This is a genomic window from Cupriavidus sp. FW305-3-2-15-C-LB2, from assembly GCF_058787575.1.
On record NZ_JBYSZW010000025.1, the window covers coordinates 20093 to 46668 of the forward strand.

23 protein-coding genes and 1 pseudogene are annotated in these 26576 nt (G+C 68.9%); 16 read left to right on the forward strand and 8 right to left on the reverse strand.

Translation table 11 applies throughout. The features are described 5' to 3' along the window. The first annotated feature begins 114 nt into the window (after window positions 1–114). The 3 genes from AC3WRR_RS18845 (at window position 115) to AC3WRR_RS18855 (ending at window position 3716) form a co-directional block, all read left to right on the forward strand. Window positions 115–1494, forward strand: a complete 1380-nt coding sequence (locus tag AC3WRR_RS18845) for an amino acid permease (protein WP_010810971.1) — start codon at window positions 115–117, stop codon at window positions 1492–1494. Between the two features lie 80 nt (window positions 1495–1574). Further along, window positions 1575–2564, forward strand: coding sequence for a ferritin-like domain-containing protein (locus tag AC3WRR_RS18850; protein WP_492297804.1), 990 nt, complete (start codon window positions 1575–1577; stop codon window positions 2562–2564). A 9-nt stretch (window positions 2565–2573) separates the two neighbouring features. Continuing rightward, entirely contained in the window at window positions 2574–3716 is a 1143-nt protein-coding gene (locus AC3WRR_RS18855; RefSeq protein WP_492297806.1) for a glycosyltransferase, read from the forward strand. A gap of 15 nt (window positions 3717–3731) precedes the next feature. Here the strand turns inward: AC3WRR_RS18855 and hpnA are convergent, their stop codons facing one another. After that, on the reverse strand, window positions 3732–4739 hold the full coding sequence (hpnA, locus tag AC3WRR_RS18860; RefSeq protein ID WP_011617688.1) for a hopanoid-associated sugar epimerase: 1008 nt from the start codon (window positions 4737–4739) through the stop codon (window positions 3732–3734). Between the two features lie 208 nt (window positions 4740–4947). Between hpnA and ispH the strand changes: the two genes are divergently transcribed. From ispH to AC3WRR_RS18890, 6 genes and pseudogenes are all read left to right on the forward strand, one after another. Beyond that, window positions 4948–5961, forward strand: a complete 1014-nt coding sequence (gene ispH / locus AC3WRR_RS18865) for a 4-hydroxy-3-methylbut-2-enyl diphosphate reductase (RefSeq protein ID WP_010810967.1) — start codon at window positions 4948–4950, stop codon at window positions 5959–5961. A gap of 21 nt (window positions 5962–5982) precedes the next feature. Next, window positions 5983–7152 carry an adenosyl-hopene transferase HpnH gene (gene hpnH, locus AC3WRR_RS18870; protein ID WP_010810966.1) on the forward strand — a complete coding sequence of 390 codons (1170 nt, stop codon included), beginning with the start codon at window positions 5983–5985 and terminating at the stop codon, window positions 7150–7152. An 11-nt stretch (window positions 7153–7163) separates the two neighbouring features. Next, window positions 7164–8246: pseudogene (hpnI, locus tag AC3WRR_RS18875) on the forward strand (bacteriohopanetetrol glucosamine biosynthesis glycosyltransferase HpnI); the annotation flags it as partial. A gap of 266 nt (window positions 8247–8512) precedes the next feature. After that, window positions 8513–9937, forward strand: a complete 1425-nt coding sequence (gene hpnJ / locus AC3WRR_RS18880) for a hopanoid biosynthesis associated radical SAM protein HpnJ (RefSeq protein WP_010810964.1) — start codon at window positions 8513–8515, stop codon at window positions 9935–9937. A 38-nt stretch (window positions 9938–9975) separates the two neighbouring features. Further along, the gene (hpnK, locus tag AC3WRR_RS18885) at window positions 9976–10779 is read left to right on the forward strand and encodes a hopanoid biosynthesis-associated protein HpnK (RefSeq protein ID WP_081050141.1); all 804 of its coding nucleotides are present in this window, start codon (window positions 9976–9978) and stop codon (window positions 10777–10779) included. A gap of 9 nt (window positions 10780–10788) precedes the next feature. Further along, a complete protein-coding gene (locus AC3WRR_RS18890) occupies window positions 10789–11793 on the forward strand; it encodes a lysylphosphatidylglycerol synthase domain-containing protein (RefSeq protein WP_037024770.1) in 1005 nt (334 codons plus the stop codon). 13 nt (window positions 11794–11806) lie between these two features. Here the strand turns inward: AC3WRR_RS18890 and AC3WRR_RS18895 are convergent, their stop codons facing one another. Continuing rightward, window positions 11807–12451 carry an MlaC/ttg2D family ABC transporter substrate-binding protein gene (locus AC3WRR_RS18895; protein WP_011617691.1) on the reverse strand — a complete coding sequence of 215 codons (645 nt, stop codon included), beginning with the start codon at window positions 12449–12451 and terminating at the stop codon, window positions 11807–11809. A 171-nt stretch (window positions 12452–12622) separates the two neighbouring features. Between AC3WRR_RS18895 and hpnN the strand changes: the two genes are divergently transcribed. Then, window positions 12623–15259, forward strand: a complete 2637-nt coding sequence (hpnN, locus tag AC3WRR_RS18900; protein ID WP_439669360.1) for a hopanoid transporter HpnN — start codon at window positions 12623–12625, stop codon at window positions 15257–15259. 40 nt (window positions 15260–15299) lie between these two features. After that, on the forward strand, window positions 15300–16094 hold the full coding sequence (locus tag AC3WRR_RS18905; RefSeq protein WP_010810959.1) for an MlaA family lipoprotein: 795 nt from the start codon (window positions 15300–15302) through the stop codon (window positions 16092–16094). A gap of 9 nt (window positions 16095–16103) precedes the next feature. Here the strand turns inward: AC3WRR_RS18905 and AC3WRR_RS18910 are convergent, their stop codons facing one another. Beyond that, window positions 16104–16538: an FKBP-type peptidyl-prolyl cis-trans isomerase gene (locus tag AC3WRR_RS18910; protein WP_010810958.1), complete on the reverse strand. Its 435-nt coding sequence runs from the start codon at window positions 16536–16538 to the stop codon at window positions 16104–16106. Between the two features lie 217 nt (window positions 16539–16755). On the opposite strand from AC3WRR_RS18910, the gene AC3WRR_RS18915 reads away from it, so the two are divergent. The 3 genes from AC3WRR_RS18915 to AC3WRR_RS18925 all read left to right on the forward strand — a co-directional run bounded on the left by AC3WRR_RS18915 (window position 16756) and on the right by AC3WRR_RS18925 (window position 19045). Then, a complete protein-coding gene (locus tag AC3WRR_RS18915; protein WP_010810957.1) occupies window positions 16756–18084 on the forward strand; it encodes a tetratricopeptide repeat protein in 1329 nt (442 codons plus the stop codon). A gap of 61 nt (window positions 18085–18145) precedes the next feature. Next, entirely contained in the window at window positions 18146–18517 is a 372-nt protein-coding gene (locus tag AC3WRR_RS18920; protein ID WP_454751055.1) for a DUF6152 family protein, read from the forward strand. A 15-nt stretch (window positions 18518–18532) separates the two neighbouring features. Continuing rightward, on the forward strand, window positions 18533–19045 hold the full coding sequence (locus AC3WRR_RS18925; RefSeq protein WP_010810955.1) for a DUF6644 family protein: 513 nt from the start codon (window positions 18533–18535) through the stop codon (window positions 19043–19045). A 12-nt stretch (window positions 19046–19057) separates the two neighbouring features. On the opposite strand, the gene copD is transcribed toward AC3WRR_RS18925, so the two are convergent. The 4 genes from copD to AC3WRR_RS18945 are packed head-to-tail and all read right to left on the reverse strand — an operon-like array spanning window position 19058 to window position 23291. Further along, window positions 19058–19990: a copper homeostasis membrane protein CopD gene (gene copD, locus AC3WRR_RS18930; protein WP_010810954.1), complete on the reverse strand. Its 933-nt coding sequence runs from the start codon at window positions 19988–19990 to the stop codon at window positions 19058–19060. Beyond that, window positions 19991–20377 carry a copper homeostasis periplasmic binding protein CopC gene (copC, locus tag AC3WRR_RS18935; protein ID WP_010810953.1) on the reverse strand — a complete coding sequence of 129 codons (387 nt, stop codon included), beginning with the start codon at window positions 20375–20377 and terminating at the stop codon, window positions 19991–19993. A 35-nt stretch (window positions 20378–20412) separates the two neighbouring features. Next, the gene (locus tag AC3WRR_RS18940; protein ID WP_010810952.1) at window positions 20413–21411 is read right to left on the reverse strand and encodes a copper resistance protein B; all 999 of its coding nucleotides are present in this window, start codon (window positions 21409–21411) and stop codon (window positions 20413–20415) included. A gap of 26 nt (window positions 21412–21437) precedes the next feature. Beyond that, window positions 21438–23291, reverse strand: a complete 1854-nt coding sequence (locus AC3WRR_RS18945) for a copper resistance system multicopper oxidase (protein ID WP_492297809.1) — start codon at window positions 23289–23291, stop codon at window positions 21438–21440. 165 nt (window positions 23292–23456) lie between these two features. On the opposite strand from AC3WRR_RS18945, the gene AC3WRR_RS18950 reads away from it, so the two are divergent. Continuing rightward, window positions 23457–24152 (forward strand): heavy metal response regulator transcription factor, encoded by a 696-nt coding sequence (locus AC3WRR_RS18950; protein ID WP_010810950.1) that lies wholly within the window; start codon window positions 23457–23459, stop codon window positions 24150–24152. Then, window positions 24149–25528 carry a heavy metal sensor histidine kinase gene (locus AC3WRR_RS18955; RefSeq protein ID WP_492297810.1) on the forward strand — a complete coding sequence of 460 codons (1380 nt, stop codon included), beginning with the start codon at window positions 24149–24151 and terminating at the stop codon, window positions 25526–25528. The genes AC3WRR_RS18950 and AC3WRR_RS18955 overlap by 4 nt, the downstream gene beginning before the upstream one ends. Here the strand turns inward: AC3WRR_RS18955 and AC3WRR_RS18960 are convergent. Then, the gene (locus AC3WRR_RS18960) at window positions 25518–26564 is read right to left on the reverse strand and encodes a LysR family transcriptional regulator (protein ID WP_492297811.1); all 1047 of its coding nucleotides are present in this window, start codon (window positions 26562–26564) and stop codon (window positions 25518–25520) included. The two genes, AC3WRR_RS18955 and AC3WRR_RS18960, sit on opposite strands and share 11 nt — an antisense overlap. Between the last annotated feature and the right edge of the window lie 12 nt (window positions 26565–26576).

Consider the following 26576-nt stretch of genomic DNA (forward strand, 5'->3'; position numbering starts at 1 on the left):
ATTAACCTGCCCGCTATTTTCCGTTTACGGCCCGCCGCGGACGAGAAAATAGCTGCTCCCGCCGGCCCCACGAAGGCCGGCGCGGCCTTTCTGATGACACGGAGACAACGACACATGAGTGCAAGCGCAGAACATCTGCAACGCGGCCTGGGCGAACGGCATATCCGGCTGATGGCACTGGGTTCGGCCATCGGCGTGGGCCTGTTCCTGGGCGCCGGCAATGCCATCAAGATGGCCGGCCCCGCCATCATGCTGGGCTACCTGATCGGCGGCGCGGTGATCTTCCTGATCATGCGCGCGCTGGGCGAAATGGCCGTGCACAACCCGGTGGCCGGCTCGTTCTGCCGCTACGCGCAGGACCACATGGGCCCGCTGGCCGGCTACCTGACCGGCTGGAACTACTGGTTCCTGTGGCTGGTGACCTGCGTGGCGGAGATCACCGCCGTGGCCATCTACATGGGCATGTGGTTCCCCGACGTGCCGCGCTGGATCTGGGCGCTGGCCGCGCTGGCGGCAATGGGCTCGGTCAACCTGATGGCGGTCAAGGCCTATGGCGAGTTCGAGTTCTGGTTCGCCATGATCAAGATCGTCACCATCGTGCTAATGCTGATCGGCGGCGGGGCCATGATCGTGTTCGGCTTTGGCAACGGCGGTATCGCCACCGGCATCTCGAACCTGTGGGCGCACGGCGGTTTCATGCCCAACGGCGCCTCCGGCGTGCTGATGTCGCTGCAGATGGTGATGTTCGCCTACCTCGGCGTGGAGATGATCGGCCTGACCGCCGGCGAGGCGCGCAACCCGAAGAAGTCGATCCCTGACGCGATCAACTCGGTGTTCTGGCGCATCCTGATCTTCTACGTGGGTGCGCTGTTCGTGATCCTGTCGCTGTACCCGTGGAACGAGATCGGCGCCCAGGGCAGCCCCTTCGTGCTGACTTTCGAGCGGCTGGGCATCAAGACCGCCGCCGGCATCATCAACTTCGTGGTGCTGACCGCGGCGCTGTCGTCGTGCAATGGCGGCATCTTCAGCACCGGGCGCATGCTGTACAACCTGGCGCAGCAGGGCCAGGCGCCGCAGGCCTTTGCCAAGGTCGACCGCAATGGCGTGCCGCGCCGCGCGCTGCTGGTGTCGATCGCCGCGCTGCTGTGCGGCGTGCTGCTCAATTACCTGGTGCCCGAGCAGGTCTTCGTCTGGGTGACGGCGATTTCCACCTTCGGCGCGGTCTGGACCTGGGCCATCATCCTGGTCACGCAGATCCAGTTCCGCCGCAGCTTGTCGGCGGCCGAGCGCAAGGCGCTGGCCTTCCGCATGCCGTTCTGGCCCTATGGCTCCTACATCGCGCTGGCCTTCCTGGCGCTGGTGGTGGCGCTGATGGCCTACTTCCCGGAAACCCGCGTGGCGCTGTACGTGGGCCCGGGCTGGCTGGTGCTGCTGACGGTGTGCTACTACGCGCTGGACATGCGCTCGCGCGGGCCAGTCAGCTACCGCGCCTGAGCTTGCCGTAGCCAGCGGGGTGCGCCGGCCGGCGCGCCTCGCTACAATGGCTCCCGGGCAATCCAACGCCAGGGGGCCGAATGTCCGAGACCACTGAGGTTGCTGGCAACGCGGCGGCTGCGCCGCCGCGCAACAGCGCCGCCGATGCCGAGGCCCGCGCCATCGCGGTTGCCGATAAGGTCGCGCGCACTGCCGTCGAGCAGGCCGACCATGCCATGCGCCACTGGACCGACCCCACCGCGGGGCCGGTACGCATCGGCTCCGCGCAGCACCTGCAGATGTTCTGCAATATGCTGCTGCAGACCCACAACCCCTACAAACCCGCCGTGATCGACTGGCCGAAGCTGTCGCCGGAGGCCCTGCACCGCGTCACCTCGCTGCCGATCTGGGATATCGCCGTGCAGACCGAGGGCCGCGCCTCGATCCGAGTCAAGACCTTTGCCCAGACCGTCAGCGAGCCGCTGCTGCGCATCGCGCTGGAAATGGACGGCGGCGAAGAGTCGCGCCACAAGGTGGTGCTGTCGAAGCTGGTCGAGGCCTACGGCATCGCGCTCGCGCCGGAGCCTGACTACCCGCCCCCGGACGATCCGGAATGGGGCTGGCTGGTTACCGGCTACAGCGAGTGCATCGACAGCTTCTTCGCCTTCGGCCTGTTCGCCGCGGCCAGGCGCTCCGGCTTCTTCCCCGCCGAGCTGGTCGAGACCTTCGAGCCGGTGATCCAGGAGGAAGGCCGGCATATCCTGTTCTTCGTCAACTGGGCCGCCTGGTACCGGCGCACCCTGCCGTGGTGGCGCCGTCCGCTGTTTGCGCTGAAGGTGGCGCGCGTGTGGGCCTTCCTGGTCTGGGAGCGCATCGGCATCGCGCGCGGCATAGACACCGACGGCGTGGCCCAGGACGCCAACTTCACCATGAACGGCTCGGCGGCGCTGGGCGAAGCCCTGACGCCGGGCGCGATGATCGACCTGTGCCTGGCCGAGAACGACCGGCGCATGGCCGGCTACGACGCGCGCCTGCTGCGCCCGGAAACCGTGCCGCGGCTGGCCCGGCTGGCGCGGCGCTTCGTCAAGTAGGGCCGGCCCATGCACCTTGCGTTGGCATTGTCGCTGCTGTCGCTGGCGGTCTGGCTGGTGCTGATCTTTGCCCGCGCGGGCTTCTGGCGCGTGCGCAAGCCGGCTGCCGCACCGGATCCCGCGGACTGGCCGGAGGTGGTCGCGGTCATCCCCGCCCGCAACGAGGCCGACGTGATCGGCCGCGCCGTGGCCGGCGTGCTGGGCCAGCGCTACCGGGGCCGGCTGGCGCTGGTGGTGGTGGACGACCACAGCCAGGACGGCACCGCCGATATCGCCCGCGCCGCCGCCGCGGCCACCGCGCGCCCGCGGGGGCTGACCGTGATCGGCGCTCGCGAGCTGCCGGCCGGCTGGAGCGGCAAGGTCTGGGCGCAGTCCGAAGGATTGGCTGCGGCCGACCGCATCGCCCCGCAGGCCCGCTACGTCTGGCTGACCGATGCCGATATCTGGCACGGCCCCGGCGTGCTGGCCGGTCTGGTGGCGCGCGCCGAGCACGAACGGCGCGACCTGGTCTCGCTGATGGTCCGGCTGCGCTGCGAATCCGCCTGGGAACGGCTGATCGTGCCGGCCTTTGTCTTCTTCTTCGCCAAGCTCTACCCCTTCGCCCGCGTGCGCGATGCCCGCTGCCGCGTGGCGGCCGCGGCCGGGGGCTGCATGCTGGCCAGCCGCGCGGCGCTGGCGCGCATTGGCGGCTTTGCCGCCATCCGCGGCGAGCTGATCGACGACTGCAGCCTGGCCGCGCGCATCAAGCCCGGCGGCGCGATCCGGCTGGACCTGGCCGACGACAGCGTGTCGTTGCGGCCCTACAACGACTGGCGCAGCCTGTGGGACATGATCGCGCGCAGCGCTTATACGCAATTGCGCTACTCGCCGCCGCTGCTGGCCGGCGCGGTAGCGGGCATGGTGCTGACCTACCTGGTGCCGCCGGTGCTGGCGCTCGGCTGGCGGCTGTGGCCGGCATGGCTGGCCTGGGGCGCGATGACCCTGGCCTACCTGCCGATGCTGCGCGAATACCGGCAGCCGGCGTGGCTGGCGCCGCTGCTGCCGGTCACGGCGCTGTTCTACCTGGGGGCAACCATCGACTCGGCACGGCGCTACTGGCTGCGGCGCGGCGGGCAGTGGAAGGGCCGGGCGCAGGCGCCGGTGCGGTCCTGAGCGCTCCCTGCCAGCTTAGCGCTTGTCGAGATACCCCTGCGCCCGGAACCACTCCAGCGCGTCCCGCAAACCCTCCTGGTATGGCCGCGGCTGATAGCCCAGCACCTTGCGCGCCTTGTCTGATGTAAAGAACATCCGGTACCGGGACATATTGAGTCCATCTACAGTGATGAACGGCTCCTTGCCGGTAAAGCGTGCCGCCGCCTCGGCCCCGTACGCCAGCGGGTACAGCGGCCAGCGCGGCAGCTGCATGGTCGGCGGGCGCCGGCCGCACAGCTGCGCGATGTCACGCAGCATCTGCTGCAGCATCACGTCCTGGCCGCCCAGGATGTAGCGCTCGCCGGCCTGGCCGCGTTCCAGCGCCAGGAAATGCCCTTCGGCCACGTCATCCACATGCGCCAGGTTCAGGCCGGTATCGACAAAGGCGGGGATCTTGCCCGTGGCCGCCTCGACGATGATGCGCCCGGTCGGCGTCGGCCGCACGTCGCGCGGGCCGATCGGAGTGGACGGGTTGACGATGACCGCCGGCAGGCCGCGCTCGGCCACCAGTTTTTCGACCACGCGCTCGGCCAGCACCTTGCTGCGCTTGTAGGCGCCGATGGCCTCGTGCGGGCGCAGCGCCGCGGTCTCGTCCACCGGCGCCCGCGCGCCGGCCACGCGCAGCGTCGCCACGCTGCTGGTATAGACCACCCGCTCGACGCCGGCCTGCTGCGCGGCCTCCATCACGGCCAGGGTGCCGTCGACGTTAGTGCGCACGATCTCCTCGGGGTCCGGCGCCCACAGCCGGTAGTCGGCGGCCACATGGAACAGGTAGCGCACGCCCTGCAGCGCGGCAGCCACCGCGCCGGCGTCGCGCATGTCGCCTTCCGCCACGCTCACCGGCAGCCCGGCCAAGTTGGCGCGCGGGCTTTGCGGGCGCACCAGCACGCGCACCCGGAAGCCGCGTGCCAGCGCCCTGCGCACCACCGCCGAGCCCAGAAAGCCCGAGGCGCCTGTCACCAGCACGTCATCGTTTTTCGTCATAAGCCCGTTTTCCCGTGAGGCGGAGTCGCCCCGGGCCAGCCTCGCGCTGGCCAAGGCGACTCCAGACAAAGCCGGCGTGTCGGGTATATAGTAACCACCGTGCGACGGAAATGTGATCTGCGGTGGATCTCCGGTGGATGCCGGTGCATTTCCTGTCCCGCCATCCCAAACACTGAAACCCGTTGCAAAGGGTCGGGGGGCTTACTCTATGCAGGTGATTCTTGCTCAGCCCCGGGGCTTCTGCGCTGGCGTGGTGCGCGCGATCGAGATCGTTGACCGCGCCCTCGTCAAGCATGGCGCCCCGGTGTTCGTGCGGCATGAGATCGTGCACAACAAGCACGTCGTAGAGGGACTGAAGGACAAGGGGGCGCGCTTCGTCGAAGAACTGGACGAAGTCCCGACCGGCGCCGTGACGATCTTCAGCGCGCACGGGGTCTCGCGCGAGGTCATCGCCGATGCCAGCCAGCGCCAGTTGCATGCCATCGACGCCACCTGCCCGCTGGTGATCAAGGTCCATACCCAGGGCCGCCAGTACGCGGCCAGCGGCCGCACCGTGATCCTGATCGGCCATGCCGGCCACCCGGAAGTGGAAGGCACCATGGGCCAGATCCCGGGCAAGGTGATCCTGGTGCAGAACGAGGCCGAGGTCGCGCAGCTGGACCTGCCCGCCGACACCCCGGTCGCCTATGTCACGCAGACCACGCTGAGCGTGGACGACACCCGCAATATCATCGCCGCGCTCGGGCGCCGCTTCAGCAACCTGGTCGGTCCCGATACGCGCGATATCTGCTACGCCACGCAGAACCGCCAGAGCGCGGTGCGCGACCTGTGCAAGCTGGCCGACGTGATCCTGGTGATCGGCGCGACCAACAGCTCCAACTCCAACCGCCTGCGCGAGATCGGCACTGAAAGCGGCGTGCCCAGCTACCTGATCGCCGAAGGCGCCGAGCTGGACCCCGCCTGGGTGCGCGACGCCAACGTGGTGGGCATCACCGCCGGCGCCTCCGCCCCCGAGGAAATGGTCGAGGACGTGATCAACGCGCTGCGCCGGCTGGGCCCGGTGGATGTCACCACCATGGCCGGGCGCGAGGAACATGCCGAGTTCCGGCTGCCGCCCGAACTGGCCGACGTAAAGCCGCAATCGGCCCCGCGCAAGGCCGGCAAGGAACCCGCCGCAGTCGCGGCCGCACCGGCCACCGCCAACGAGAATATCGCCGGCTGAACCCAACCAGAGGAAGCTGCCTTGGCTATTCCGCTACTGCAGGTCGCCCGCGTGGGCGCCTACATCGTCGGCAAGCATCTGTCGCGACAGAAGCGCTATCCGCTTGCCCTGATGCTGGAACCGCTGTTCCGCTGCAACCTGGCGTGCTCAGGCTGCGGCAAGATCGATTATCCGGATCCCATCCTGAACCAGCGCCTGTCGGTGCAGGAATGCCTGGAGGCGGTGGATGAATGCGGTGCCCCGGTGGTGTCCATCGCCGGCGGCGAGCCGCTGCTGCACAAGGACATGCCGCAGATCGTGCAAGGCATCATCGCGCGGCGCAAGTTCGTCTACCTGTGCACCAATGCGCTGCTGATGGAAAAGAAGCTGGACCAGTACCAGCCCAGCCCGTATTTCATCTGGTCGGTGCACCTGGACGGCGACCGCGAGATGCATGACCGCTCGGTGTGCCAGGAAGGCGTGTACGACCGCTGCGTCGAGGCAATCCGGCTGGCCAAGCAACGGGGTTTCCGCGTAAATATCAACTGCACGCTGTTCAACGATGCCCAGCCCGAGCGCGTGGCGAAGTTCTTCGACTCGGTCAAGGCGCTGGGCGTGGACGGCATCACCGTGTCGCCTGGCTATGCCTATGAACGCGCGCCGGACCAGCAGCACTTCCTGAACCGCGGCAAGACCCGCCAGCTGTTTCGCGACATCCTCAGCCGCGGCCGCGCCGGCAAGAACTGGGCCTTCAGCCAGTCGACGCTGTTCCTGGACTTCCTGGCCGGCAACCAGACCTACCACTGCACCCCGTGGGGCAACCCGGCGCGCACCGTATTCGGCTGGCAGCGTCCGTGCTACCTGGTGGGCGAGGGCTATGCCGCCACCTTCCGCGAGCTGATGGAAGAAACCGACTGGGACGCCTACGGCACCGGCAACTACGAGAAGTGCGCCGACTGCATGGTGCACAGCGGCTATGAGGCCACCGCCGTGGCCGACACCTTTGCCCATCCGCTCAAGGCGCTGGGCGTGAGCCTGCGCGGCGTGCGCACCAGCGGGCCGATGGCGCCCGATATTGCGCTGGACCGGCAGCGGCCGGCGGAATACGTGTTCTCGCGCCACGTCGAGATCAAGCTCGAGGAAATCCAGCGCGCGAAACCGCGCGCCAACCGGCCGCGGCCGGCCGAGGCCAACGCCGCGGCCACGCACTGACTGCACTGCCGATGGCCGCGGAACTTGCCGCCCCCCTCCCAGGCGCTGCGCTGACCTGCGTGTCGGCGGCCTATGCGCTGGCCGCGGCCTGGCTGTCGCATCGCGCGCCGGCGGCAAGCGGCGGCACCGCGACGACGCCGGTCAGCGTGCTCAAGCCGCTGTGCGGCGCCGAGCCCCGGCTGCACGAGAACCTGGCCACGCTGTGCCGGCAGCGGCATCCGTCGTTCCAGCTGGTATTCGGCGTGCATGCCGCGGACGATCCCGCCATCGCCGTGGTCGAACGGCTGCGCCGCGACTTCCCGGCGTGCGACATCGCGCTGGTGGTCGATCCGCAAGTGCACGGCACCAACCTGAAAGTCAGCAACCTGGTCAACCTGTTCGCACAAGCGAAGCACGATGTGCTGGTGATCGCCGACAGCGATATCGCCGTGCCGCCCGACTACCTGGCGCGCGTGACCGCGCCGCTGGCCGACGCCGGCGTGGGCGTGGTCACCTGCCTCTACCGCGGCAATCCGACTGGCGGGCGGTGGTCGCGCATCGGCGCGCAGTTCATCAACGACTGGTTCGCGCCGTCGGTGCGCATCGCCCACGCGGGCGGCTCGCAACGCTTTGCCTTTGGCGCGACGATTGCGCTGCGGCGGGATGCGCTGGTTTCGGTCGGCGGGTTCGAGGTATTGGCGGACCGGCTGGCGGATGACTTCTGGCTGGGCGAGCTGACGCGGCGACAAGGGTTGCGCACGGTGCTGTCAGACGTGGTGGTCAGCACCGATGTCACCGAGGAACACTTTGCCGACCTTTGGCGGCATGAGGTGCGCTGGCTGCGCACGATAAGGTCGCTCAATCCGCTGGGTTTTGCCTTCACCTTTATTACCTTCACCTGGCCGATGCTGGTGCTGGGCGTATTGCTGGCGCCGCTCCCTGCTGTTCTTGCCCTGGCGACCCTCGGCGTGATCGCGCGCAGCATGATGGCGGGCAGCGTGGCCGCTGCGTTGCGCGCGCCGTTGCGCGATGCGATGCTGCTGGCCGGCTGGGCCGTTGCGCTGACGGGCAAGCGCGTGCGGTGGCGCGAGCAGGTGCTGCCGGTACATGATGGGCAGCACTCCGGGCGAGCGCCTGCCCTCTCCCCCGCCCCTCTCCCGCAAGCGGGCGAGGGGAGAAAACAGGCGGACGGGGAGCCGCCATCGCGTTATTCCGCACGCCGTCCTGCGGCAGCGTCCGTTGATGTGACGACGTTGAACGCAGCGGCGGTTCGCTCCCCTCTCCCACCTGCGGGAGAGGAGCCGGGGGAGAGGGCCGGCGTATCCACGAAGTCCCCACCCCCAACCCCACCCTTCACCGGCATCCATCCCCAGAGGCCGCAATGAAAAAAACCCTGTTCCTCCAGGCCCCTTCCTTCGACGGCTTCGACGGCGGCGCGGGCTCGCGCTACCAGGCCAAGCGCGAGATCAAGTCGTTCTGGTACCCGACCTGGCTGGCGCAGCCCGCCGCACTGGTGCCGGGCAGCCGCGTGCTCGACGCACCGGCCGACGGCCTGACCGTGCAGCAGACGCTGGATATCGCCGCGGACTATGAACTGGTCATCATCCACACCAGCACGCCCTCGTTCCCCACCGACGCCAAGTTCGCCGAGGAACTGAAGCAGCGCAAGCCGGACGTGATGATCGGCATGGTCGGCGCCAAGCCCGCAGTCGATCCGGGCGGCACGCTGGGTGCCAGCGAGGCCATCGACTTCGTCTGCCGCGAGGAGTTCGACTACACCTGCCAGGACGTGGCCGCGGGCAAGCCGCTCCAGGACATCCTGGGCCTGTCCTATCGCTTGCCGGACGGCTCGCTCGAACACAACGGGCAGCGCCCGATGATCGAGAACATGGACGAACTGCCCTTCGTGGCGCCGGTCTACCAGCGCGACCTGAAGATCGACAACTACTTCATCGGCTACCTGAAGCACCCCTATGTGTCGATCTACACCGGCCGCGGCTGCCGTTCGCGCTGCACCTTCTGCCTCTGGCCGCAGACCGTGGGCGGGCACCGCTACCGCACGCGCTCGGCCGAGAGCGTGATCGCCGAGGTCAAATGGATCAAGGAGAACATGCCCGAGGTCAAGGAGATCATGTTCGACGACGACACCTTCACCGACTTCAAGCCGCGCGTGGAAGAGATCGCGCGCGGGCTGGGCCAGCTGGGGGTCACGTGGTCCTGCAATGCCAAGGCCAACGTGCCGTACAGCACGCTCAAGATCATGAAGGAGAACGGCCTGCGCCTGCTGCTGGTGGGCTATGAGTCCGGCGACGACCAGATCCTGCTGAACATCAAGAAGGGCCTGCGCACCGACATTGCGCGCCGCTTCACCGAGGACTGCCGCAAGCTGGGCATCCAGATCCACGGCACCTTTATCCTGGGCCTGCCGGGCGAGACGCGCGAGACCATCGAGAAGACCATCGAGTACGCCAAGGAAATCAACCCGCACACCATCCAGGTGTCGCTGGCCGCGCCCTACCCCGGGACCACGCTGTACCGGCAGGCGGTGGAGAACGGCTGGCTCGAGGAAAACAAGGTCATCAACCTGGTCAACGACCAGGGCGTGCAGCTGGCCGCGATCAGCTATCCGCACCTGTCCAGGGAAGACATCTACCACGGCGTGGAGACCTTCTATAAGCGCTTCTACTTCCGCCCCGGCAAGATCTGGGAAATCGTGCGCGAGATGCTGGGCAGCTGGGACATGATGAAGCGGCGCCTGCGCGAAGGCGTGGAGTTCTTCCGCTTCCTGCGCTCGCACGAGGCCTGATCCTGGCCCACGCGCTTTCCTGTGCCTCGCAACGCGCGCTGATCGTCACCGCCGACGACTTCGGCCTGCACCCCGCCGTCAATGAGGCGGTGGAGCTGGCCCACCGCGACGGCGTGCTCAATGCCGCCAGCCTGATGGTGGGCGCGCCCGCCGTGGCGGATGCGGTCGAGCGCGCGCGCCGGCTGCCGTCGTTGCGCGTGGGGCTGCACGTGGTGCTGGCCGACGGCCCGGCCACGCTGCCGCGCGCGCGGATCCCCGACCTGGTCGACGCCGAAGCCCGCTTCGGCTCGGCCATGGCCCTGGACGGCTGCCGCTTCTTCTTCCTGCCGCGCGTGCGCCGCCAGCTGGCGGCGGAGATCCGCGCGCAGTTCGAAGCCTTTGCCGCCACCGGCCTGCCGCTTGACCACGTCAACACGCACAAGCATTTCCACCTGCACCCCACGGTGCTGTCGCTGATCCTGTCGATCGGGCGCGACTACGGCCTGCGCGCGATGCGCCTGCCGCGCGAGCAGGGCGCGCCGTTGCCGCTGCGCCCCTGGCTGGCGCTGCTGCGCCGGCGCCTGGACCGCGCCGGCATCGCGCACAATGACTACGTGGTCGGCATCGCGCGCAGCGGGCAGATGGACGAGGCAGCCCTGCTGCAGGCGCTGGCGCAGTTGCCCGCGGGCGTGGGCGAGATCTACCTGCATCCGGCCGTGGTCTCTGGCGAGGCCATTACCGCATCGATGCGCGGCTATCGCCACGCCGACGAGCTGGCCGCGCTGCTGTCGCCGCGCGTGCGCGCCGCGCTGGAGCGCGCGGCCAACCGGCGCGGCGGCTTTGCCGACGTGCTGGTGCCCTGATTGTTCAAGATGAAACGCATTGCTTACCTGACCGGCCTGATCGGGCTGCTGGCGCTCACCGCACTGGTGATCCACCAAGGCGCCAGCGACATCGCCGCCATCGTGGCGCAGGGCGGCTGGCTGCTGCTGTTGCTGGTGCCCCTGCATGCACTGCCGCTGCTGCTCGATGCGCAAGGCTGGCGCGTCCTGCTGACCTCGGCCGACCCCGAGGAGAAGGCGGGGCTCGGTTTCCTGTGGTGGGTCGCCACGGTGCGCGAAGCGGTCAACCGCCTGCTGCCGACGGTGGGGGTCGGCGGTGAACTGGTCGGCATCCGCCTGACGCGGCTGCGCATCCGCGACACCACCGCCGTCACCGCCAGCATCGTGGTTGAAGTGATGCTGACACTGTTCTCGCAGTACCTGTTCTCGGCCATGGGGGTGCTGCTGCTGGTGGCCGCGCTGCAGGACAGCGGCGGGGCCTGGATCATCCTGGCCGGGCTGCTGCTGTCATTGCCGGTGCCGGTGCTGTTCGCGCTGTCGCTGCGGCACACCGCGATCTTCGAGAAACTGGAAGGCGCGGCGCGCAAGCTGTTTGGCGAAGATCACCGCATCGTCGCCTTGATCGACGGTGCGCGGCTCGATGCCCATATCCGCGCGCTCAACCGGCGCCGGCGCGAGCTGCTGGCGGCACTGGGCTGGCAACTGGCAGGGCTGGTCAGCGGCACGCTGGAGATCTGGCTGGCGCTGATGCTGCTGGGCCATCCGGTGCCGGTCTGGCAGGCGCTGGCGATCGAATCGCTGACCCAGGCCGCGCGCCACGTGGCCTTCTTCGTGCCGGCCGGGCTGGGCGTGCAGGAAGCGGTGGTGATGCTGCTGGGGCAGGTGCTGGGGATGGATGCGCAGGTCTCGCTGGCGCTGGCGCTGGTCAAGCGCGCGCGCGAGATCCTGTTCGGCGTGCCCGCGCTGCTGTCATGGCAATGGGTGGAGCTGCGCCACTGGCGGCGCAGCCGGCACACGGGCCACGCCTCGCCCTGATGGCGTGCGGCGCTCAGGCGTCAGACGCCTGGCGCGCGTTATGGGTGGTCAGGTACTTCACCAGCCCGTCGACCCCGCTGCGCGCGACGATGTCCGCAAACTGCTTGCGATACACCTCGATCAGCCACGCCCCCATCATATTGATGTCATAGATCTTCCAGCCGTTGGCTGTGCGCTGCAGCCGGTAATCGATCTGCATCTCGTCGGCATTGTTGATCACACGCGTCTGCACCACCACATCGGTGGCGCCGCTGCCGGACTTGACCGGCTGGTAGCGGAACTTGACGCTCTGCTCGCGCAGTTGCGCCAGCGACACTGCATAGCTGCGCACGAGCAGCATCTGGAACTGCTCATGGAGCTGTTGCTGCTGCTCCGGCGTGGCCGTGCGCCAGGCACTGCCCAGCGCCAGCCGCGTGGTGCGCTGGAAATCCGTGTAGGGCAGGAACTGCTTCTGCACCACCGCGGTAATCTTGGCGAGGTCGCCGGCGCGGGTGTCGGGATTGGACTGGATGGTGCCGATCACGCCCTCCACCGCGGCCTGCACCAGCCGCTCGGGGCTGGCGCGCAGGTCGCCGGGCTGGACTGCCTGGGCGTGCGCTACGGAAACCATGGCCACCGCCGCAAGCGGCGCCAGGGGAAGCAAACCGTGAATCGTCATCGATATGAGAACCAGGAAGGACGGTGAAGCGGCGCCGGCGCTGCAGCGCCGATGCCAGGCTGACAGTTTATAGCGGATCGGCCTGAATCGCGGATGCCCGGGCCGCGCATGCCGCATGCGCCACGCTGCCAGCCGATATACTCGCGGTTCGTGCTCCTTCCGGATCCGCCCATGCTGACTTCGCTGCTGACACGCATTGTCCGGCTTGCCACTGCCTGGCCGTGGCGCGTCATCATCCTGGCGGCATTGCTGACCGCCGTCAGCGGCGTCTACGTGGCCCGCAACTTTGCGATCAACACCGACATCGGCCGCCTGCTGGAATCCGACGCCCCCTGGGCGGTGCGCGATGCCGCCATCGGCGACGCCTTTCCCCAGCGCAACCAGTTGATCCTGGCGGTGGTGCAGGCGCCCGCGACCGAGCTGGCCGATGCCGCCGCCGACGCGCTGGCCGAGGCGCTGCGCCGCCAGCCGGCACGCTTCACCGCGGTCAGCCAGCCCGGCGGCGGTGCGTTCTTCGCGCGCAACGGATTGCTGTTCGCCAACACCGATGAAGTGCGCCAGCTCACGCAACAGCTGATGCAGGCGCGCCCGCTCGTCAACGCGCTCGCGCATGACCCGACCCTGCGCGGCCTGTCCGATCTCCTCGCCACCACGCTGGCGCTGCCGCTGCAGATGGGGCAGGTAAAGCTGGGCGACATGGCCAGGCTGCTGGGCAGCAGTGCACGGACACTGGACCAGGTGCTGGCCGGCAAGCCCGTCGCGCTGTCCTGGGCAGGGCTGCTCGACGACAGCCTCAAGCCCGGGCCCGATGGCCAGGTCTACAGCTACATCGCGCTCAGCCCCGTGCTGGACTACAGCGACCTGCAGGCCGGGGCCGCCGCCTCGCGCGCGATCCGGCAGGCGGCGGCCGAGCTGCAGCTGGCGCAGCGCTACCAGGCCACGGTGCGGCTGACCGGCCCGCAGGCGCTGGCCGACGATGAATTCGCCTCGGTCAGCGACGGCGCCGTGCTCAACGGCGTGCTGACGGTGCTGGTGGTGGTGCTGATCCTGTGGCTGGCCTTGCGCTCGGCGCGGCTGATCGTTGCGGTGCTGGCCAGCCTGTTTGCCGGGCTGCTCATCACCGCCGCGCTGGGGCTGGCCATGGTTGGCGCGCTGAACATGATCTCGGTGGCGTTCGCGGTGCTGTTCGTCGGGCTGGGGGTGGACTTCGGCATCCAGTTCGGCGTGCGCTACCGCGCCGAGCGCCATGACCGCGACCATATCGTCGAAGCGCTGGGGCTGGCCGCGCGCGCGGTGGGCGCTCCGCTGGCGCTGGCGGCCGCGGCCACGGCGGCGGCGTTCTTCTGCTTCCTGCCCACCGACTACCGCGGCGTGGCCGAGCTGGGGCTGATCGCCGGCGTGGGCATGATGGTGGCATTCGCCACCACCTTCACGCTGCTGCCGGCGCTGATCTGCGTGCTCAAGCCCGGCGGCGAGCCCGAGGCGCCGGGCTTCGCGTGGCTGGCGCCCGCGGACCGGTTCTTCGACCGCTATCGCAAGCCGGTGCTGCTGGTCACCCTGCTCGCGATCCTGGCAGGCGCGCCGCTGCTGCCGCACCTGCGCTTTGACTTCGACCCGCTGCACCTGAAGGACCCCAGGTCCGAATCGATGGCCACGCTGCTGGCGCTCAAGGACGCGCCGCAGGCCGGCACCGACGATGTCAGCGTGCTGGCGCCTTCGCTGCCGGCCGCGCGCGATCTGGCCGGCAAGCTGGCGGCGCTGCCCGAGGTGGCGCGCGCGGTCACGCTGCAGACTTTCATCCCCGCAGACCAGCCGCCCAAGCTGCAGGCCATCGGCCAGGCCTCGGCCGCGCTGATGCCGGCGCTGACGCAGCCCACCGCCACGCCCGCCACCGACAGCGCGCGCGTCAGTGCGCTGCGCAATGCCGCGCGGCAGCTGGCCATCGCCGCCGACGAGCATCCCGGTCCGGGCGCGGCCGAAGCCGCGCACCTGTCCGCCACGCTGAAGCAGCTGGCGGCCGCCGACGCCGCCACGCGCGACCGCGCCGAGCGCGCCATCGCCGTGCCGCTGCAGCTGGCGCTGGCACGGTTGAAGCTGGCGCTGGGCCCGCAACCCGTCAGCGAGCAGACGCTGCCGCCCGAACTGGTGCGCGACTGGATCACGCCGGACGGGCGCGCGCTGGTCAACGTCAGCCCGAAGCTGCCGCCGCCCGCCAGCGCACAGCGCGAGGCCGCGCTGGACCGCTTCATCACCGCGGTGCAGCGCGTGGAGCCGACCGCCACCGGCGGGCCGATCGCGATCCGCGGCTCGGCCGATACCATCATGGCCGCCTTTGCGCAGGCCGGCATCTGGGCGGTGGTGTCGATCACCATCCTGCTATGGATCACGCTGCGCCGCTTCGGCGATGTGCTGCGCACGCTGATACCGCTGCTGGTTTCGGCCATCGTCACGCTGGAATTGTGCGTGCTGTTCGGCATTGCGCTGAACTTTGCCAACGTGATCGCGCTGCCGCTGCTGCTGGGCGTGGGCGTCGCGTTCAAGATCTACTACGTGATTGCCTGGCGGCACGGCAAGACCCAGCTGCTGCAGTCCAGCCTGACGCACGCCGTGCTGTACAGCGCGGCCACCACCGCCACCGCTTTCGGCAGCCTGTGGCTGTCGCAGCATCCCGGCACCGCCAGCATGGGCAAGCTGCTGGCGCTGGCACTGGCGTGCACGCTGGTCGGCGCGGTGTTCTTCCAGCCGATCCTGATGGGCCGCCCGCGCGAAGGCGCCCATCACAAACATGACAAGGCCGCCCGGTCATAATCACAAACCCGATGCGGCCGACCCCGACCCCCTTCGTACGATGCCTTTACGCCAGCGCGCTACATCCGTTGCCACCACCGCCATTGCCGCCGCCCTGCTCGCCGGCTGCGCCACCGGCCCGCAAGCCAGTCCCGACGATCCGCTCGAGCCGATGAACCGCGCGGTCTTCACCGTCAACGACAAGCTCGACCAGTACGTGGCCGTGCCGGTGGCCAAGGGCTACAAGGCGGTCACGCCGGAGCCGGTGCGCACCGCGGTCACCAATTTCTATTCGAACATCGCGGACATCGGCAACTTTGCCAACAACCTGCTGCAGGGCAAGGGCGTTGAGGCAGCGGAGAGCTTCATGCGGGTCGCGATCAATTCCGTGCTGGGTATCGGCGGACTGATCGACATCGCCACGCCCGCCGGGCTGCAGAAGCATTCGCAGGATTTCGGCCTGACGCTGGGCACGTGGGGCGTGCCGTCGGGACCCTACCTGGTGCTGCCGCTGTTCGGCCCCAGCTCATTCCGCGACGGCGTGGGCCTGTATGTGAATTTCCAGTTCGACCCGACCACCTATGCCGAGCCGGCGGTGCGCAATTCGCTGTTCGGGATGAACGTGGTGGACGTGCGCACCAACCTGCTGGGCGCCACCGACCTGCTGAAGCTGGCGGCGCTGGACAAGTACGCCTTTGTGCGCGATGCCTACCTGCAGCGGCGCCGCTACCTGCTGGGAGAGAACACGTCGCTGCCGGACTACGACGAAGACGACGACGGCGGCACGGCCGCAGCACCCGCCGCGGAGGCGCCGGCGGGCACGCCTGCGCCCGCGCAGCCGCAGGCGCCGCGCTGACGCGGGGTCTTAGCCGCCGATCCCCAGCAGCACCACCTCGAAGGTAAGCGTGGCGTTCGGCGGAATCGTGCCCGGCACGCCGCGCGCGCCGTAGGCCGTGGCCGGCGGGCAGGTCAGCTTGGCCTTGCCGCCCACCTGCATCGCCTGCACCCCTTCGGTCCAGCACGGGATCACGCGGTTGAGCGGGAACGAGATCGGCTGGCCGCGCTTGTACGAGCTGTCAAACTCGGTGCCGTCGGCCAGCGTGCCGCGGTAGTGGACCTGCACCGAGTCGGTGGCCTTGGGCGAGGCGCCATTGCCCTTGATCAGGTGCTGGATGGTCATGCCCGACGCCAGCGTCTGCGGCGCCGCAGCGGGTGCGGCCGGGGCCGAGGCGGCCGGGGCGGCAGCGGAGGCGGCGCAGGCCAAGGTCAGGGTGCCGAGGAAAAGCGCAAGTGTTTTCATGGGAAACCTGGTCGTGAGGTCGTGATTGGGGTTGCGGCAGTTTAACCGACACACGGCAACGATATGGCGGCAGCGGCATATAGCGCACAACGCACCCCGGCCGTGCGCCTTGCGGCAGGCATGGTGCGGCGCACCCCGCCGCATCCGTTACACGGGGCGTTTTGCCGTCTACGATGGTTCGTGACAGCCCCGCTGCCGCGGGCGCACGGAGATTGCCATGGCACTCACGGATTCACGGGACCTTCCGGTCTCGACCCAGAACGCCCGCTCGGTCGAGCAGTATGAGACCGCCCTGCAACTGCTGAACGGCTACTACGGCGACCCGCTCGCCGCCATCGACACGGCGCTGGCCGCCGACCCCGACTTCGCCATGGGCCACGCGCTGCGCGCCGCGCTGATGGTCACCTCTGGCGACGGCACGGCCGAGCCCATGCTGCGCCAGAGCGTCGAAGCCGGCGAAGCCCGGCACGCCCGCGCCAACGACCGCGAGCGCCGCCACATCGCCGCGGCACGGGCCTGGCTGGACGGCGAGTTCGAGCGCTCGGTCCGGCTCTACGGCGATATCGTGATCGACTATCCACGCGACCTGCTGGCGATCCAGACCGCGCATCTCGGCGACTTCCTGCTGGGGCAGTCATCGATGCTGCGCGACCGCGTGGCGCAGGCGCTGCCGCACTGGGATGCCGGCATGCCGGGCTACGGCTACCTGCTCGGCATGCATGCCTTCGGCCTGGAAGAAACCCAGCTCTACGAGCGCGCCGAGGAAAGCGGCCGGCGCGCGCTCGAGCTCAATCCGCGCGACCCGTGGGCCGTGCACGCGGTGGCGCACGTGATGGAGATGCAGGGCCGGCTGGACGACGGTATCGCCTGGCTGGACGGGCGCCGCGACGACTGGTCCGACGACAATATGCTGGCCGTGCACAACTGGTGGCACCTGGCATTGTTCCAGCTGGAAGCGGGCAGGACCGACGAGGTGCTGGCGCTGTACGACCGCTATATCAAGCGCCCCGCGCCGGCGATCGCGCTGGACCTGGTGGATGCCTCCGCGCTGCTGTGGCGGCTGCACCTGCGCGGCGTGGACGTGGGCCGGCGCTGGCAGCCGGTGGCGGACGACTGGCTCGGCCGCGGCGCGGCCGGCTACTACGCCTTCAACGATGTCCATGCCGTGATGGCCAGCCTGGGCGCGCACCGGCCCGCTGCCGCCGACCAGGTCCGCGCCGCGCTGGAGCGCGCCGCCCTGGGCAACGGCACCAATGCCATGATGTCGCGCGATGTGGGGCTGCCGGTGGCCGATGCCCTGATCGCGTTCGACCAGGGCGATTACAGCACCGCCATCGACCTGTTGATGCCGGTGCGCCTGATCGCCCACCGCTTCGGCGGCAGCCATGCACAGCGCGACATCGTCAGCCTGACCCTGCTCGAGGCGGCGCTGCGCGGCCGCCGCAGCAACCTGGCGATCGCGCTCACGGCCGAACGCGCCGCGCTCAAGCCCATGAGTCCTAGCCTGCACCGGCTGGTGCAGCGCGCCGACTCGTGCCGCGCATAAGTCTCCCTGCCGCGGCCGGGATCGGCGCCTATACTGCACCTGTCCTGACCGGAGACCACCCATGCCCAGCTTCCGCGCCCTGTTCCGCCTCGCCCTCTTTGCCGCCAGCGCCGCGCTGGCGCTGGCGGCCGTGCCGGCCATTGCCCATCACGGCTGGTCCACCTACGACGAGACCAAGCCGCTGACGCTGACCGGCAAGATCGTCGAGAGCCACTACGAGAACCCCCACGCGCATATCCGCATCGATGCCGGCGGCAAGCGCTGGCTGGCCGTGCTGGCACCCGTGTCGCGGATGGAGGCGCGCGGCGCCACCGCCGACAAGGTGGCCGTGGGGCGCGAGGTCACGCTGGTCGGCTACGCCAGCAAGGAAAAGGCCGACGAGCTGCGCGCCGAGCGCATCACCGTGGACGGCAAGACCGTCGAGTTGCGCTGAGCGGGCGCGCGCCGCATGTCGGTGCTGTTCGCGCAATGGACGGAATGGGCCGGCGCGCTGGCGCGGCTGCCGTTCCCGATGGCCCTGCGCAGTTCGGCCTGGGCCTATCCCGCGGTAGAGATCGTCCACCTGGCCGGCATGGCGCTGCTGTTCGGCTCCATCTTCGTGGTCGACATGCGCCTGGCCGGGCTCGGCCGGCGGCTGCCGGTGAGCCTGCTGTTGCGCCATGCGCTGCCCTTCACCGTCGGCGCCTTCATTGCGGTCGCGGCCAGCGGCGTGCTGCTGTTCCTGGCCCATGCCGATGAGCTGGCCGCCAATCCCGCGTTCCTGGCCAAGCTGTGCCTGATTGCACTGGCGCTGGCCAATGTGCTGTGGTTCCACTTCGGTCCCTATCGCAGCCTGCATGCCGGGCAACCGGGCTGGGACAGCGGCGTCGCGCCGCCGGCCGGCGCGCGCGTCAGCGCCATTGTCTCGATGGTGACGTGGTCGCTGGTGATCTGCGCCGGGCGTCTGATTGCTTATGTCTGATGGCCGCGGGACTCACGGCGGCGCCGGAGACAGCATCCCCAGCATGGCTACCAGGGCCATCACCAGCGCGGCGGCACACGCCTCCAGCAGCAGGCTGCGCCGCAACGCCAGCGTCGCCGCCCGATGCTCCCCGGCCTGCACCGCCAACGCCAGCCGCGGGCTCAGGCGGAAGCGGTTCGCGGCAGCCAGGCCAAGCATCGCCACGAACAGCGCGAGTTTTGCGACAAGCAGCCCGCCATAGGACATCGGCGCAAGATCCGGCAGCGCCGGGCCCACGATGAACCAGTAGTTGAGCGCGCCGGTCAGCAGCAGCGTGGCAACAATGATGGTGCCGATACGGGCAAACCCGTTCGAGGTGCGGCTCAGCAGCACCACCGCCGCCCGGTCCGATACCGGCCGCGCCAGCGACAGCAGCACGAACGCGGCCAACGCGCCGACCCAGGCGCCGGCGGCCAGCAGGTGCGCCACGTCGGCGCTCAGGTGGAGATAGCGCAAGGCGCCCTCATGCATCGCGCCGTGGCCGCCCCAGGCCAGCGTCGCCAGCGCAATCCCGCCGAACCCGGCCAGCGCAGTGAAGCGCGCGCCCGGCCGCCTGCGCCAGGACACGCAGGCCAGCACGAACAGCAGCAGGGCCGCCAGGCGCACCGACCACGCCAGCCCGAAATCCGTCCCTGTGACGATCATGGCGAAGACGTGGGCCTGCAACGCGGCGTAGTCGGACTCCCCTGTCATGGCCAGCGCCATCACCACAAGGGCAGCCAGCGAAAGCCCGATGCCGGCGATGGCGCAGCCCAGCGCAAGCGCCTGGCAACGCTTTGCAAAGCGTGAGGCCCGTTCCCCCCGATGCAGCGCATAGGTGCAGAACAGCGGCAGCCCGAACAGCAAGGCCAGGTCGAAATAGAGCGCCAGGCGCAGCCCGGCGGCCACCCAGTCCGGCTGCTGCAATCACTTCACCGTGAAGGCAATCTTGCCGTTGACGGGATGGGTATCGGACGACACCGCCCGCCAGTCCACCCGATAGCTGCCCGGCGGCAGCGGCTGCGTGGGCGTGATCACCATGGTCTTGGGGTCGTCGCTGCCGGAGACTTTCACGGCCATTTTCATCGGCGCATGGTCAGCCATGCCCGGCATGCCGGTCATCACCAGGTTGGCGCCGGAAAACTGGGTGACCAGGCTCTCGGAGAACTGCAGTTCGATCTTCTGCGGCGCGGCCACCTCGGCCTTGTCCGCCGGCGTGGACGACACCAGCTTCGGGTGCGCGAAGGCGATGCTGCTGGCCAGCGCGGCGGTTGCGGCAAGCAGGGTCTGGATCAGGGGGCGATTGGCATGCATGGTTGTCTCCACTTGGGGATGATGAAGTTGTGGTGTCAGAACCAGACCCGGACACCGGCGACGAAACGCGTTTCGCCCGCCTTGCCGCCAGAGGTCCGGATCATGTCGGCGGTATTGCCGAAGGTCTGGTAGCGCTCCACGCCGATATACGGCGCGAACTGCCGGCTGAACTCATAGCGCAGCCGCAGCCCCACGGTGCCGTTGGACAAGCCGCTGCCGATGCCCACCTCCGGGTCGTTCTTGCCATAGAGGTTGGCTTCGATGCGTGGTTGCAGGATCAGGCGCTGCGTCAGCAGCAATTCGTATTCGGCGGACAGCCGCAGCGCGGTGCGGCCGCTGGTGCCGACATAGGCAGTGGCATCGACCTCGAACCAGTACGGCGCCAGCCCCTGCACCCCGAACGCCAGCCAGTTGCGCGCCGGGCGCCCGCTGCCGGTGTCGTTGCGCAGGCCCAGTTGCGTATCCCAGTAGCTGGCCACGGCGTGTCCCCACAGCAGCTCGGTGCGGGCCTCGTGCAGCTTGCCCTTCGACGCTTCGCCCTCGGCCTTGAGCACCAGCTTGTCGTAGCTGTTGCCGAACCACGCCTGCGCTTCATAGGCGGCGGCATTGCTGCCATTGGCGTGGGCCCACTCCAGGCGGTCGACCAGCACCGAGGCGAACAGGTGCTCGTCGGCCATCACCAGCTGGCGTTTGTCGCCCAGCGCGTACTTGCCGACGCCCAGCTGGTAGCCGCCGGAATAGGCATGCGGATCGCGGGCGTCGGGCGGCGCGCTGCCGCCCTGCATCTTCATGTCGCCGTGGTCCATGGCAGGGGCGGCCATGCCCTGCGTGTCCGGCGTCGGCGCACCGCCACCGTCCATGGTCTGGATCCCGTCCTGCTCCATGCCCTGCATCTGCCCATGGTCCATGCCCTGCATGGCGGCCGGGGCATCGTGCTGGTGCGCATGGCCGGCATGCGGGTCCTGCGCCTGGGCTGCGCCGATTGCGGTCAAGGCCAGCGCCACGGCCAGTATCGTCTTCTTGTGCCTGTGCATGGAGATTGCGAATTCAGGTTGAACCATCACGCCACCACCACTTCGCGGAACATGCCCGCATCCATATGCAGCATCAGGTGGCAATGCCAGGCCCAGCGTCCCAGCGCATCGGCGGTGACCAGGAAGCTGATGCGCTGCGCCGGCTGCACCGGGATGGTGTGGCGCCGCGCCTGGAAGCTGCCGTCCGGCGTTTCCAGCTCGCTCCACATGCCATGCAGGTGCATGGGGTGGGTCATCATGGTGTCGTTGTGCAGGATCACGCGCAGCCGTTCGCCGTGCTTGAAGTGGATCGGCGTCGACTTGCCGAACTCGACGCCGTCGAAGGACCAGGTGTAGCGCTCCATATTGCCGGTCAGGTGCAGCTCGACCTCGCGCCCGGGGCCGCGCGCATCCATGGCGCCGCCGATGGTGTGCTGGTCGGCCAGGGTCAGCACGCGCCTGCCGTTGTTGCGCAGGCCGATGCCGGGATCGTCCAGGTTGGTGCGGGCCATGTCGACGCGCATGTCGGTGCCCGGACCGTATTCGGTGCGGGCGTGGCGGGCGGTCTTGCTGGGGACCTTGAGCGGGTCGGCGGCGGCCATGGCGTGCTGGCTGTGGTCCATGCCGGCGTGGTCCATGCCCTGCATCGGCGTGGCGCCGTGCTGCATGCCGCCGTGTCCCGCATGACCGCCATGGCCGCCATGCCCGCCGTGGCCCGTCATCGCGCCCATCATGTCGGTCATGGTCAGCCATTCGGCCCGGTCTAGCGCGGGCACCGGCGCCGCCAGCCCTTCCCTGACCGCCAGCGTGCCGCGCGCATAGCCGGTACGGTCCATCGATTGCGCGAACAGCGTGTAAGCGTCGTCGCGCGGTTCGACAATCGCATCGCAGGTCTCGCCGGGGCCGAAGCGGAATTCATCGACCGTGACCGGTTCGATATCCTGGCCGTCGACCTGCACCACCCGCAGCTTCAGCCCGGGGATGCGCACGTCATAGAAGGTGTTGCCCGAGCCGTTGATAAAGCGCAGGCGCACGGTCTCGCCGCGCCGGAACAGCCCAGTCCAGTTGCCGGCCGGCGTGACGCCGTTGGCCAGGTGCGTGAGCGTGGCGCTGGACAGGTCGGCCAGGTCGGTCGGGCTCATCCGCATCTGGTTCCACATGCTGCGCTTGTCCAGCGCCTGCTTCAGCCCGTCGCGCGAGACGTCGCGGAAGAAGTCGACCACGGTCGGCTGGTTGTAGTTGTAGTAGTCGCCCTGGACCTTGAGCTTGGTCAGCACCCGCATCGGATCTTCGTCGGTCCAGTCCGACAGCAGCACGGTGTGGTCGCGGTCGGCCCGCACACTTTCCTGGCCCGTGGCCGGATCGATGACGATGCCGCCGTACACACCGGTCATTTCCTGGAAGCCCGAATGCGAGTGGTACCAGTAGCTGCCGGTCTGCGCGACCTTGAAGCGGTAGGTGAAGGTCTGGCCGGGCGGGATGCCGGCAAAGCTGATGCCCGGCACGCCGTCCATCTCAAACGGCAGGATGATGCCGTGCCAGTGGATCGAAGTGGCCTCGCGCAGGCGGTTGGTCACGCGGATGGTGACCGTGTCGCCCTCGCGCCAGCGCAGCGTCGGGCCCGGCAGCATGCCGTTGATGGTGGTGGCAATGGCCGGCTTGCCGGTAAAGTTGACCAGCGACTCGCCGATCACCAGGTCGAACTCGGTGCCGCGCAGGACCGGCGCCGAGCCGGAGCCGGCCGGGGCAGCCTGCCCGGAGCGCTGGCCCGCATGCTGCGCCCACGCGCTGCCGCCGACGCCAGCAAGGCTGGCCACCACGCCGCCGGCAACCAGCCCTTGCACGAAGCGGCGGCGGGGTAAATCGGGCAGCACAAGGCCGGTACTGGGGTGGCGTCGCATGTCATCAGTCCTGGTAGAAAGCATGCCAAGCGTAGCCAAAGCCACCCTACGCACGTCTGACCGGAACATGACATTGCGGTAATCTTCCGGTCATGTTGGCGCCCGCGTTGCCGGCGTAGAGTTGCCGGACCCTGCCCAAAGGGCCGATCGATCAAGGAAAGTGCTGTGAAACTGCTAGTGGTGGAGGACGAGTCCAAGACCGGCGAATACCTGCGCCAGGGGCTGACCGAGGCGGGCTTTGTCGTCGACCTGGTGGCCAACGGGCTGGACGGCCAGCATCTGGCGATGACCGAGCCCTATGACCTGGTCATCCTGGACGTGATGCTGCCGGACGTAGATGGCTGGCGCATCGTGCAGGCGCTGCGCGCGGCGGAGATCGCCGTGCCGGTGCTGTTCCTGACCGCGCGCGACAGCGTGGCCGACCGCGTCAAGGGGCTGGAGCTGGGTGCGGACGACTACCTGGTCAAGCCCTTCGCCTTTTCCGAGCTGCTCGCGCGGGTGCGCACGCTGCTGCGCCGGGGCACGGCGCAGATGGCGCTGGACCGCATCCAGGTGGCCGACCTGGTGCTGGACCTGGGCCGCCGCCGGGCCACGCGCGCCGGGCGCCGCATCACGCTGACCAGCAAGGAGTTCGCCTTGCTGGAACTGCTGGCGCGCCGCCGCGGCGAAGTGCTGCCGCGCTCCTTGATCGCCTCGCAGGTGTGGGACATGAACTTCGACAGCGACAGCAATGTCATCGACGTCGCCATCCGGCGCCTGCGCGCGAAGATCGACGATGAGTTCGAGCCCAAGCTGATCCAGACCGTGCGCGGCATGGGCTATGTGCTGGAAGCCCCCGAGGCAGCGGAGAACGCTGAATGAAGGTCCGGATGTCGCTGACGGCACGGCTCACCATCCTGTTCTCGCTGTCGTCGGCCGCGGTGCTGCTGGGGCTGGGCGTGCTGATCTGGCTGGCGATCGACAATCATTTCGCCGACGAGGACTACGCCGTGCTGGGCGACAACGTGCGGCTGATCCAGAAGATCGCGGGCGAAGGCCCGGCGGCGTCGCTGGCGCAACGCCTGGGCCCGGTGCTGGAACACCATGCCGGCTTCGTCGCCGAGGTGCGCGCCGCGGACGGCAAGCGCCTGTATGCCACGCAGGACTTCGACTTCGGCATGGCCCTGGCCACCGCCGCGCAACTGCCGGCGCAGCGGCATGCCTTCACTTGGGAACAGGGTGGCCAGACCTACCGCGGCATGCGTGCGCTGGCGCAGGTGCCGCCCGGACAGCCGGGGCCGCTGCAGGTCGTGGTCGGCATGGACACGGCACTGCATGCCCACTTCATGCACGCCTTCCGCCAGTCGCTGGCCTTCTACGCCGCGCTGGCCGCGCTGGCGAGCGGGCTGCTGGGCTGGTGGGCCGCGCGCCGCGGGCTCTCGCCATTGCGCACCATGGCCTCGCGCGCGCGCGCCGTCACCGCGCACAAGCTCGACGAGCGCATGCCGGTCGATGCCGTGCCGGTGGAAATGGCCGACCTGGCCGCGACGCTCAACGCCATGCTGGAACGCCTGCAGCGCGATTTCGCGCGCCTGTCGGAGTTCTCATCGGACCTGGCGCACGAGCTGCGCACGCCGATCACCAACCTGATGACGCAAACCCAGGTGGTACTGTCGCAGCCGCGCGATGCGGACAAGTACCGCGACGTGCTGGCGTCCAACGTGGAAGAGCTGCAGCGGCTGTCGCGCATGGTGTCGGACATGCTCTACCTGGCGAAGATGGAGCACGGCATCACCCTGCCAAACGCCGAGCCGATCGAGGTCGCTGATGAGGTCGCTGCGCTGTTCGATTTCTACGATGCGTTGGCTGAGGACAAGGGTGTGCGCATGGCCGTGCGCGGCAGTGGCCGCATCACCGGAGACCGGCTGATGCTGCGGCGGGCGCTGAGCAACCTGCTGTCGAATGCGCTGCGGCATACGCCGGCGGGCAAGGGCATTGTGGTGGAGATCTTGCCCGCTGCCGAAGGGGTGACGGTGGTCGTCGAGAACGAAGGCGAGACCATCCGGCCTGAACTGCTGCCCTCGCTGTTTGACCGGTTCTTCCGCGCGGACAAGTCGCGGGCGCGGCCCGAGTCCGATGGTGCGGGGCTGGGGCTGGGTCTGGCGATCACGCAGGCGATTGTGGCTGCGCATGGCGGGGGCATTGGAGTGGAGTCGGAGGGGGGGCGGACGCGCTTTGTCCTGACGTTCAGGGCGTAGGGAGTGAGGGAGACTGCGCCGTGCCAGCGCTGATCGCATCCGCCGGCAACCCAGGCAGCATGGCGCGTATCGCGGGGACGAGCTCCCGCGTGAGCACCGTCCGCGTGATCCGGGCAATGTCTTCGGCAAGGTCGGACCATTCCGCCATTCGGCAAAGCAGGTAAAGATCGCGCTGGCCCAGCCGCGATGGCGGGATCGGCACCAGCTCGACCTGATCCAGCCACACCCGCGATTGCCAGAGGCAAAGGGGCGTGCTGACGGCCCACCCAAGTCCCGCAGCCACCAGGCTCAGCAGCGGATCGGTCGCATCGAACTCGAATCGACGTGCCGCTTCCACGCCGATATGGCGCAGGTATCGCTCGACTTGCTGGCCGATGACCGAGCGCTGCGTGTACCGGATCAGCGGCAGATCGCCGACACGGTCGGCGAGGTCTTGCACCGTGGACAACGGCAGTACATGGCTGCCTTTGGGAAATACGGCCACCCAGCTTTCGGAAAACAGAAGTCGCTGGGCAATGCGTGCTTCGGCTACCGGCACTTCGGTGCAGATCGCCAGGTCCAGCTCCCGGCCCAGCAGCTGGGCATTCAGGCCCGGGGTCAGGCCAGACCATAGCTGCATTTGCCTGGCAGACCCTGACAGCCCGCGAATCAACGCCGGCCCCAACGTCGCCGCAAAGGAGTCCACACAACCGAGCCGTATCTGGGCGTGGTCCAGCCGCACGCGCTTGCGCAACTCCTCATCCACATGCCGGGCCTCGGCCAGCAGGCGGTCCGCCATCTCCAGCAGGATGTTCCCTGCGCGCGTGGGCCTGGCAGGCCGCACTTCCCTGTCGAACAGCTGGATCCCGTATTCGACTTCGAGTGAGCGGATCATCTGGCTGACCGCGCTTTGGCTGACGCCGAGCCCTTGTGCGGCAAGGGCCATGGAACCGGATTCACAGACAGCCATAAAGACCTGTAGCGCGTGCAGGTCGGGCACGCGCGCGCGGCGCCGGGTCGGGGAAATCGCGGGGGGCATGGGAGCGGACTTGGCCATGGGCTTGCCTGC